Genomic DNA, 645 nt, shown 5'->3' on the forward strand with positions numbered 1-645 from the left:
ATTTCCGGGGCCAGGAACCGTTGTTGGTGCTGTTGTGGGAACCGGAGTCGGCGTTGGTTTGGGTTACTGGGTCAATAATGTACTTCAACAAAATAAGCTTCCAAATGGAGCGATTGACGCAATTCCGGGAGCTAAAGAGTGGGGGAGAAATAATGGTGTGCCAGAACGGAATGCAGTTCGAGACTTCCATCGTATCAAGGGACGTCAAAAAGGAAAACCTGGTGCTAAAGCGGGCGATGACTGTTCAGTGAATCCGGCTACTGGTGAAGTTTTTGATGGTCAAGGTGAGCACATCGGTGACTTGGGCAACGGTGGTTGATAAACCCAAAATAAAAGGTACTTTATGTTGATATCTGTCACATTAAGAGTTAAGGGTGATCTTCTCGATCCCAAGGGAATCACAGCAATTTTAAATGTTGTCCCTCATGTATCAATGTACAAAGGAGAGACGCGAATTTCTTCTTCAAAAAGGGAAATTGTTTCAAAATTCGGTCTTTGGGAATGGTATAGCGATGATGCGTCCAACACGCTAACAATCGACGATCACATCAAACGCCTAAAAAGCACTTTTCAGCATGCATACGATTTGCTTCCTAATTTGCCAAATGTAGACAATGCTTGGGTAGATATATGCATTGTGGACAG

At 44.0% G+C, this 645-nt stretch carries 2 protein-coding genes; both read left to right on the forward strand.

Annotation, left to right across the window (positions count from 1 at the left end; all coding sequences use genetic code 11):
• A partial coding sequence (locus QN379_RS23455) for a hypothetical protein (RefSeq protein WP_323507768.1) occupies positions 1-319 on the forward strand: 319 nt, incomplete at its 5' end.
• Positions 320-343: 24 nt separating this feature from the next.
• Positions 344-645 (forward strand): DUF4279 domain-containing protein (locus tag QN379_RS23460; RefSeq protein WP_323507769.1); only part of this gene is annotated, 302 nt, incomplete at its 3' end.

Origin of the sequence: Glaciimonas sp. Gout2 (genome assembly GCF_035018905.1) — a bacterium.
GTDB lineage: Bacteria > Pseudomonadota > Gammaproteobacteria > Burkholderiales > Burkholderiaceae_D > Glaciimonas.